The organism is Micromonospora sp. NPDC047756, from assembly GCF_055587245.1.
Genome location: NZ_JBVJGQ010000003.1, coordinates 636,757 through 645,293 on the forward strand (window position 1 = coordinate 636,757; position 8,537 = coordinate 645,293).

Consider the following 8,537-nt stretch of genomic DNA (forward strand, 5'->3'; position numbering starts at 1 on the left):
CGCGGGTGGGCCGGTGCTCAGCCGTGCGTGGTGATGCCGCCGTCGACGGGGATGACCGCTCCGGTCAGGTACGCGCCGGCGCGCGACGAGAGGTAGATGGCCGTGCCGGCCATGTCCTCGGGGCGCCCGATGCGGCCGAGCGGGACCTGCTGCTCGATGGCGGCCCGGCTCGCCGGGTCGTCGAGCGCGAACGCCATCATCTTGCTCTCGAACGGGCCGGGCGCGATCGCGTTGACGGTGATCTGCTCCCCGGCGAGTTGGTGGGCGAGGCTGCGGGTGAGCATGTGCACGGCGGCCTTGGTGGCCGAGTACGCGTACACCTCCATCATCGGCACCCGGATGCCGTCGATCGACCCGATGTTGATCACTCGGGCCGGGTCGTCGGCGCTGGCGGCGGCGCGCAGCGCCGGCAGCAGCGCGGTGGTGAGCCGGAAGACGGCCTTGACGTTGACCGCCCAGAGCTTGTCGAACGCGGCCCCGGGGTAGTCCTCCAGTGGCGCGCCCCAGGTCGCTCCGGCGTTGTTGACCAGCACATCGAGGCGGCCGAAGCGCTCGCGCACGGCGGCGGCCAACGTCTCGGCGCCGGCGTCGTCACCGAGGTCGGCGGGGATGGCCTCGCAGCGGCCCTCGGCGGACAGGGTGGTGGCCACCGCTTCGCAGACGTCAGCCTTGCGGGACGAGATGATCACGTGTGCGCCGGCCCGGACGAAGCCCTGGGCGATCATCAGCCCGATCCCCCGCGAGCCGCCGGTGACCAGGACCGTCTTACCTTCGACCGAGAACAGCTGCGTCATGCCCATCCCATCGCGAGTCGGCGGGTGCCGCCGGGCGGGCGGGTGACCGGCGGATACCGGGTGGACCGCGGACCGACGGCGCTACCGCCGGGTAACGTAGCCCGGTCGCCGGGACCGGGACAAGCCCGCAGCTTGCTGCGGATTCCGCTGCGAACGTCGATCGGGATGCGGTGACCTGCGGTTCGGGCTACCGTCGCAGGCGATGGTCTCCACCGATCCCTCCCCCGCGCCATCGATCGGAACGGCGTCTCCCGTCACCGACGAGATAGCCACGTTCGCGCTGGCCGATCTTGCCGGTGCTCCGGGCTGGCGTCGGCCGGTGATCGTCGAGCGGGACCTTCTGATTCTCACCACGCGTGGGCACGGCGACGCGGAACTCGACTTTCACCTGCTGCCGTGCCGGCCCGGCACGCTGCTGCGGGTCCGCCCCGGCCAGGTGCTGCGCTGCGCCGGCCCGCAGTTCGACGCCACAGTGGTCGCCTGGGATGCCGAGGCGCTGCGCGGCTTCGACGTCGACCTGGCCACGACCGCGACCTGGCGGCAGTTGGCAGGTGAGGACGAGGACGCGGTGATCAGCGAGGTGAGCCAGTTGGCGGTGGACTGTCGACGGCACCCCGACAGCCCCACCGCCCGCGCGCTGCTCCGGCACCAACTGGCCGTGCTGCTGCTGCGGCTGGCCGTGGCCCGCGACGACCGGTCGCCGTCGCGGCCCGAGGACGAGACGTTCCGCAGGTTCCGACTCAAGGTGGAGCACGGCTACCCGCAGACCCGGCGGGTGGAGGATTACGCGGCCGAGCTGGGCTGCTCGGTGCGGACCCTGACCCGGGCCTGCCTGGCCGTCACCGGTCGCAGCGCCAAGCAGGTCATCGACGAGCGGGTCGCGTTGCAGGCCGGCCGGTTACTGGCCGCGACGGATCAGCCGATCGCCCAGATCGGCCGGCGGCTCGGCTTCTCCGAACCCACGAACTTCGGTCGCTTCTTCACCCGCGAGGTCGGCGTCAGCCCCGGCGCGTTCCGGGCCGCCCGGGATCAACCGGTGGCCGGCCGGGTGGTCCGGCCTCGACCGCCGACCGAGTCGACGGGCGTCAACAGCGGCTGGTTCCGCCCCGGCACCCTCGGCGAACCCGCCAACGGCGGGTACGCCACGAGACCCGGGCCGCCCGCCGGAGGGCCGGGCGGCACCGGCCGGGCATGATGGCAGGGTGCAGATCTCCGCGCGCGGCGACTACGCGGTACGGGCGGCGTTGAGCCTCGCCACCGCGTACCCCTCGCTGCTGTCCACCCAGGTCATCGCCGCGGAGCAGGACATGCCCCGCAAGTTCCTGGAGGCGGTCCTGGCGGATCTGCGCCGGGCCGGCATCGTCCGCGCCCAACGCGGCGCCGAGGGCGGCTACACCCTCGCCCGCCCACCCCGCGAGGTGACCGTCGGCGCGGTGCTGCGCGCCGTCGAAGGCCCCCTGGCCGGGGTACGCGGGCTGCGCCCCGAGGAGACCCGGTACGAGGGCTCGGCGGAGAACCTGCCGGGCCTGTGGGTGGCGGTCCGCGCCGCCGTGCGGCGGGTCGTCGACGAGGTGAGCCTCGCCGAGATCGTCAGCGGTCGACTGCCCGCGCACGTCCGCAAGCTCACCGCGCTGCCCGACGCGTGGGAGCCCCGCTGAGCTTCGGCCGGCTCACAGCGTCCACACCACCTCCTCGGTGGTGAGCCGCGGCAGCCGCTCCCCCCAGGCGTCCGGGCCCGGGTGGCCCAGGTTGAGCAGCAGCAGCGCCTCGTGCCGGCCGTCGGAAAAGAACTCGCGGGTCACCCCTGCCGCGTCGAACCCGGCCATCGGGCCGGCGGCCAGCCCGGCGGCGCGTACGCCCACCAGCAGGTAACCGATCTGGAGGGTCGCGCTGAACCGGGCCTGCTCGGCGCGAGCGGGACGGTCACCGAGCCAGTCGCGGGCCTGCGGCCGGTGCGGGTACAGCTCGGGCAGCCGCTCGTGGAAGTCCACGTCGGCGGCGAGCACCGCCACCAGTGGAGCGTTGGCCGTCTTCGCCCGGTTGCTCGACGAGACGTACGGCAGCAGCCGCGCCCGGGACTCCGGCGAGCGCAGCAGCAGCACCCGCAGTGGTTGACCGTTGTACGCCGTCGGCCCGTACCGGATCAGGTCGTGCATCGCCGCGACCTGGGCGTCGGTGACCGGCTCGTCGGTGAAGGTGTTGGCCGTGCGGGCCGCCCGGAACAGCAGGTCCTGGGCGGCCCGGTCCAACGCGAGCAGGTCGGCCGCGGTGGCTGCGCTCACGCTGGCGCGGCGGTGGTGTAGCCGCCCCGGTGGTGGACCAGTGGCGGGCCGTCACCGCCGTCGCCGAGGGCCAGCGGCTCGGCGATCACCAGCAGGTGGTCGCCGGCCGGGACCCGGTGCACCACCCGGCAGAGCAGCCGGGCCAGCACCCCGTCGAGCAGCGGCACCCCGAACGGCCCGGACGTCCAGTCCGGGTACGCGGCGAACCGGTCGATGCCGCTGGTCGCGAAGACAGTGGCGGCCTCCCGCTGCCCGGCCCCGAGCAGGTGCACGGCGACGTGCTCGGCGCGGGCGAGCACCGGCCAGCTCGACGACGCCACCCCGAGGCAGAACGAGACCAGCGGTGGGTCCAACGACACCGACGTGAACGAGGTCGCGGTGAAGCCCGCCCGAATGGGCGCGCCGATCCCACCGAGGCAGGCGGGGTCGGTGCCGCGGGCGACCGCGGTGACCACCGTGACACTCGTGGCCTGCCGACGTAGCAGAGCACGGAACAGGTCCGGGTTCACCGGTAGCAGCTCGGCGACGTCCGTCACCGGCCGCTCTACGGTGGTCATGCCGGCACCGGGGCAGCGGCGGCGTACGCGCTGGCCGGTCGGGGCAGGCCGTAGTGCTCGCGCAGCGTCCGACCGGTGTACTCGGTGCGGAACAGTCCACGGGAGCGCAGCACCGGCACCACGTGGTCGACGAAGTCGGCGAGCCCGCCGGGCAGGTACGGCGGCATGATGTTGAACCCGTCGGCGGCGCCCTGGGTGAACCACAGCTCGATCTGGTCGGCGATCTGCTCCGGCGTACCGGCGACGACCCGGTGGCCCCGACCGCCGCCGAGCCGGCCGATCAGCTGGCGGATGGTGAGCTGTTCCCGGCGGGCCAGCTCGGTGACGAGGTGGTAGCGGCTCTGGTGGGCCTGCACGGTGCCGGCGGCCGGCAGCTCCGGCAGCGGCCCGTCCAACGGCAGGCCGGTCAGGTCGATGCCGAGCATCCCGGAGAGCTGGGCGAGGGCGTAGTCGGGAACGATCAGCTCCTCCAGCTCGGCGGCGAGCGCCAGCGCCTCGGCCTCGGTGCCGCCGAGCACCGGCGCGATGCCGGGCAGGACCTTCACCAGGTCCGGGTCCCGACCGGCGGCGGTGACCTGCCGGCGCAGCTCGGCGTAGAAGCTCTGTCCGTCGGCGAGGGTCTGCTGCGCGGTGAAGACCGCCTCGGCGTAGCGGGCGGCGAAGGCGATGCCGTCCGGCGACGAGCCGGCCTGCACCAGCAGCGGCCGACCCTGCGGCCCTCGGGGGATGTTCAGCGGGCCACGGACCTGGAACTCCGGCCCGCGGTGCGCCACCTCGTGCACCCGGTCGGTGTCGGCGAACACCCCCGCGCCGGTGTCGAAGACCAGCGCGTCGTCCTCCCAGCTGTCCCAGAGTTTGATCGCCACGTCGACGAACTCGGCGGCCCGCCGGTAACGGTCGGCGTGTTCGGGGTGACTGTCCCGGTTGAAGTTGACCGCCTCCCGCTCCTGGGCGGAGGTGACGATGTTCCAGCCGGCGCGACCGCCGCTGAGGTGGTCCAGCGAGGCGAACTTGCGGGCGGTGTGGAACGGCTCGTTGTAGGTGGTGGAGACCGTCGCGATGAGACCGATGTGTTCGGTCACCGCGGCGAGCGACGCCAGCAGGGTCAACGGTTCGAAGACGGCCTGGATGTTGTGCCGTGGGTTCGGCCCGACCGAGAGACCGTCGGCGAGGAAGAGCGAGTCGAGGGTGCCGCGTTCGGCGATCCGGGCCAGCTCCTGGAAGTGGCGTACGTCGGTGACCCGACGCGGGTCGGTGCGGGGGTGCCGCCAGGCGGCCTCGTGGTGGCCGACGCCCATCAGGAACGCGTTGAGGTGCAGGGTGCGGGTCATTGGGGTCCGTCCTATCCGGCAGAGACGTCGACGCGCCAGGTGGAGAAGCGACGTTCGAGGGCGACGAGGAGCTGGTTGACGACCAGGCCGATGGCGGAGATCGTGATGATCCCGGAGTACATGTCGGCGATCGCGAAGTTGTACTGCGCGTAGTTGATGAGGTAACCGAGCCCGGCCTTCGCGCCGACCATCTCGGCCGCGACCAGCACCAGGATCGAGTACGCCCCGGCCAGCCGGACGCCGGTGAAGATGGTCGGCACCGCGGCCGGCAGGATCACCTTCTGGAACAGCCGCAGGTGGTTGAGCCCCATCGAGCGGGCCGACCGGATCAGCAGCGGGTCGACGCCCTTCACCCCGGCGATGGTGTTCAGCAGGATCGGCCAGGAGCACGCGTAGAGCACCAGGGCGATCTTGGAGGTCTCCCCCAGGCCGAGGATGAGCACGAAGACCGGCAGCAGGGCCAGCGCGGCGGTGTTGCGGAACACCTCCAGCAGCGGGCTGAGCAACTCGGCGAGCGGCCGGTACCAGCCGATCAGCAGCCCGAGCGGGATGGCGGTGAGCACCGCCAGGCCGAGCCCGGCCAACGACCGGGTGAGGCTCGCCCCCACATGCTCGGCGAGCTGGCCGCTGCGCAGCAACTCCCACCAGGCCACCAGCACCTCCGACAGCGGCGGCAGGAACACCCGGTCCACCAGCCCGAGCCGGGGCGCGCCCTCCCAGATCGCGGCCAGCGCGAGAATCGCGACGCTGCGGTGCAGCGCCCTCCCGCCGACGCCGAGCAGCCGACCGGCAAGGCCACCGGCACCGGGTCCGGCGGGCGCCACCGCGTCCGGCACGGCTGTCGGGGCCGCCAGCCGGGTGGGACGTTCGGCGATGTCAACCAACGCGGGCCTCCTCGGTGTGGGCCACCGCCGGCGCCGCGCGCCGCGCGTCCGCTCCGGCGACGACGGGAGTACGAGCACCACCTGCTCCGGTGCGGGCGGTGCGGCTGCCGGTGGCGCCCTCAGCCGCCTGGGCGGCCCGCACCTCGTCACGCAGCAGGGTCCAGATCTGGTGGCGGTGGTGGCGGAACGCGTCGGTGGAGCGCACGTCCTCGACCGCGTCCCGGTCGCCGAGGTCGATGTCGATGACCTGTTTGAGCCGTCCGGGCCGGGACGTCAGCACCGCCACCCGCTGACCCAGGTAGACGGCCTCGTCGATGCCGTGGGTGATGAACACGATGGTCTTGCCGGTGCGGGCCCAGATGCGCACCAGCTCGTCCTGCAACGAGTCGCGGGTCTGCGCGTCCAGGGCGGCGAACGGCTCGTCCATCAGCAGCACGTCCGGGTCGTACGCGAGACTGCGGGCGATGGCCACCCGCTGCTTCATCCCGCCGGACAGCTCGTGCGGGTAGCGGTCGGCGAAGCCGCGCAGGCCCACCAGGTCGAGGTGGTGCTCGATCAGGGCGGCGCGATCGGCGCGGGGCACCCCCTTGGCCTCCAGGCCGAACGCGACGTTGCCGGCGGCGGTACGCCAGGGCAGCAGCGCGTACTGCTGGAAGACGATGCCCCGGTCCAGGCCGGGACCGGTGACGGGCCGACCGTCGACGAGCACCCGCCCCGCGGTCGGCTCGGTCAGCCCGCCGAGCAGGTCGAGCAACGTGGACTTGCCGCAACCGCTCGGGCCGACGACGACCAGGAACTCGCCGGGGCGTACCCCGAGGGTGACCTCGTCCAGCGCGGTGACCGCGCCGGCGCCACCACGCCGGCTGGCGCGGACCGGGAAGGTCTTGCTCACCCGATCAAAGAGGATCTTGTCGGTGCTCACGCGTTCCCCCCGTCCACGAAGGGGTTGAACCGGTTGGTGTAGATGTCGCCAGGCTTCGGGCGGTCGCCCTTCAGCTCGCCCTCGGCGGCGAGCCAGTCGATCCAGGTGCCGAACTCCTGCTGGTCGATGACACCGCCACGGCCGGCGACGCCACTGCTCTTCCAGTACGCGACCAGCGACGGGTCCTCGTTGCGGCCCCGTTTGCCGATGATGTCCCGCATCCGGGCGACGACCGTCTCCCGGGGTTGGGTGCGGGCCCACTCGATGGCCTTGCCGACCCCGGTGACGAACGCCTTGACGGTCTCCGGGTTGCGCGTGATGAAGTCGTCGCGGAAGACGTAGGTGCCACCGCTGAAGGCGCCGAGCAGCTCGTAGTCGGTGAAGATGGTGCGGATGCCGCCACCGGCGACCGCCTTGTCCCGGATCACCCCGCCGAGCACGGCGACGTCGATCTGCCGCTGCCGCAGCGACTGCTCGGTGTTGACGGGTGGGAGGGCGACCAGCTCGACCTGCTTGATCTCGGCGGGGGTGAGCCCGCCGCGGGCAAGCCAGGTCTTGAGCACGGCCTCGGCGTGCGCGCCGAGGGTGTTCACGCCGACCTTCCTGCCGATCAGGTCACGGGGGCCGCGGACGGGGCTGTCGTCGAGCACGTAGTAGCCCTGGAAGGTTTGCGCGTCCGAGCCGTAGTAGCTGACCACGGCGGTGATCGGCGCGTTGGCAGCGGCGAGCTTGACGATGGCGCCGTTGAACGCGCCGCCGAAGTCGCTCTGCCCGGTGGCCGTGGCTTGGATGTCCTGCGGACCGCCGGTGACGTTGCCGATCCAGTTGAGCTTGACGTCGCCGAAGTAGCCGAGGTCGGCGGCGAGTTCGGGGAGGGTGACCTGGCCGACCGAGCCCTGGTAGCGCAGCTCGCTGGCCTGGCCACCGTCGGCTGCCGCGTCACCGCCGCAGCCGGCGGTGGCGGTGAGCGCGACCAGCGCGGCAACGGCGGTGAGGGTACGCAGAATGGCACGACGGGGTGGGGACATGAGGAGTCTCCTGATCTGTCCACGATGGGAGCGGGGACGCCCGGATGAGGGCGTGCGGGCACGCTGCTCCGCGTTGAGCGGGCGGGCGGTGGGAGTGCGGCGCTGGAGCCGAGCCGGATGGACCGGTCAGCTCAACAGAGCGCGCTCGCGTGCCGGACCAGGTCGACGTGCACACGAGCGGTGAGGAGAAGCTCATCCCGCTGCGACATGACCCCATGCTGCCCGGGATGGGAACGAGCGGTCAACGGCCTTCCAGAAGATGAGACTTCTATCGCTGCCGATGTTACGAACCACCCCGACCAGCGTTTACCGTGCCGCAACACCTATCTGTTGGATAGAGATTGCGATGCCTGCCGGGCGACCGTCCAGCACGGACGGCGAGAGGGTTTCAAAAGTTGCCGGTTCGGGAATGTTCGATCTCGACACGGCAGGGAACGGTGACGAGGGGAGACCTCCGATGGGCCTCATGTTTCGCAAGCGCAAGAAGTACGGTCCGATCATCCTGAACTTCACCGAGAACGGCTTCTCCTCGTGGAGCATCAAGATCGGTCGCTGGTCCTGGAACTCCAAGGCCCGTGCGCACCGGGTCGACCTGCCGGGTCCGCTCTCCTGGAAGCAGGACAAGTCCCGGTCGTAATCATCCCGGGAGTCGAGCGGGGGGGCGGAGCTAGTGCGGGAGACCGCTCGGCCTCGACGAGACTCACCGCCCTCGCCCCCGCGCCGCCGGCGGCGACCCAGC

The 8,537-nt window shown here is 72.1% G+C and carries 11 protein-coding genes; 3 read left to right on the forward strand and 8 right to left on the reverse strand.

What is annotated here, in order from left to right; all coding sequences use genetic code 11:
- Positions 1–17: 17 nt before the first annotated feature.
- On the reverse strand, positions 18–794 hold the full coding sequence (locus tag ACZ6NZ_RS12290) for a glucose 1-dehydrogenase (RefSeq protein ID WP_355495072.1): 777 nt from the start codon (positions 792–794) through the stop codon (positions 18–20).
- 202 nt (positions 795–996) lie between these two features.
- Between ACZ6NZ_RS12290 and ACZ6NZ_RS12295 the strand changes: the two genes are divergently transcribed.
- Positions 997–1,989 carry a helix-turn-helix domain-containing protein gene (locus tag ACZ6NZ_RS12295; RefSeq protein ID WP_366607384.1) on the forward strand — a complete coding sequence of 331 codons (993 nt, stop codon included), beginning with the start codon at positions 997–999 and terminating at the stop codon, positions 1,987–1,989.
- 7 nt (positions 1,990–1,996) lie between these two features.
- A complete protein-coding gene (locus ACZ6NZ_RS12300; protein ID WP_357357457.1) occupies positions 1,997–2,452 on the forward strand; it encodes an RrF2 family transcriptional regulator in 456 nt (151 codons plus the stop codon).
- A 12-nt stretch (positions 2,453–2,464) separates the two neighbouring features.
- Here ACZ6NZ_RS12300 and ACZ6NZ_RS12305 read toward each other — a convergent pair whose 3' ends face one another.
- The 7 genes from ACZ6NZ_RS12305 to ACZ6NZ_RS12335 form a co-directional block, all read right to left on the reverse strand.
- Positions 2,465–3,076: a malonic semialdehyde reductase gene (locus tag ACZ6NZ_RS12305; protein WP_465858241.1), complete on the reverse strand. Its 612-nt coding sequence runs from the start codon at positions 3,074–3,076 to the stop codon at positions 2,465–2,467.
- Positions 3,073–3,633 (reverse strand): flavin reductase family protein, encoded by a 561-nt coding sequence (locus ACZ6NZ_RS12310; RefSeq protein ID WP_465858243.1) that lies wholly within the window; start codon positions 3,631–3,633, stop codon positions 3,073–3,075. Before ACZ6NZ_RS12310 ends, ACZ6NZ_RS12305 begins: the two co-directional genes overlap by 4 nt.
- On the reverse strand, positions 3,630–4,964 hold the full coding sequence (locus ACZ6NZ_RS12315) for an LLM class flavin-dependent oxidoreductase (RefSeq protein ID WP_465858245.1): 1,335 nt from the start codon (positions 4,962–4,964) through the stop codon (positions 3,630–3,632). The genes ACZ6NZ_RS12310 and ACZ6NZ_RS12315 overlap by 4 nt, the downstream gene beginning before the upstream one ends.
- Positions 4,965–4,975: 11 nt before the next feature.
- Positions 4,976–5,848, reverse strand: coding sequence for an ABC transporter permease (locus ACZ6NZ_RS12320; RefSeq protein WP_465858247.1), 873 nt, complete (start codon positions 5,846–5,848; stop codon positions 4,976–4,978).
- Complete coding sequence (locus tag ACZ6NZ_RS12325) at positions 5,841–6,770, reverse strand: ABC transporter ATP-binding protein (RefSeq protein WP_465858249.1); 930 nt, start codon at positions 6,768–6,770, stop codon at positions 5,841–5,843. Before ACZ6NZ_RS12325 ends, ACZ6NZ_RS12320 begins: the two co-directional genes overlap by 8 nt.
- Positions 6,767–7,798, reverse strand: a complete 1,032-nt coding sequence (locus ACZ6NZ_RS12330) for an ABC transporter substrate-binding protein (RefSeq protein WP_465858251.1) — start codon at positions 7,796–7,798, stop codon at positions 6,767–6,769. The genes ACZ6NZ_RS12325 and ACZ6NZ_RS12330 overlap by 4 nt, the downstream gene beginning before the upstream one ends.
- Positions 7,799–7,929: 131 nt before the next feature.
- Positions 7,930–8,007: a putative leader peptide gene (locus tag ACZ6NZ_RS12335; protein WP_349881247.1), complete on the reverse strand. Its 78-nt coding sequence runs from the start codon at positions 8,005–8,007 to the stop codon at positions 7,930–7,932.
- Positions 8,008–8,255: 248 nt separating this feature from the next.
- On the opposite strand from ACZ6NZ_RS12335, the gene ACZ6NZ_RS12340 reads away from it, so the two are divergent.
- Positions 8,256–8,435: a DUF4236 domain-containing protein gene (locus tag ACZ6NZ_RS12340; protein ID WP_030333600.1), complete on the forward strand. Its 180-nt coding sequence runs from the start codon at positions 8,256–8,258 to the stop codon at positions 8,433–8,435.
- Positions 8,436–8,537: the final 102 nt, after the last annotated feature.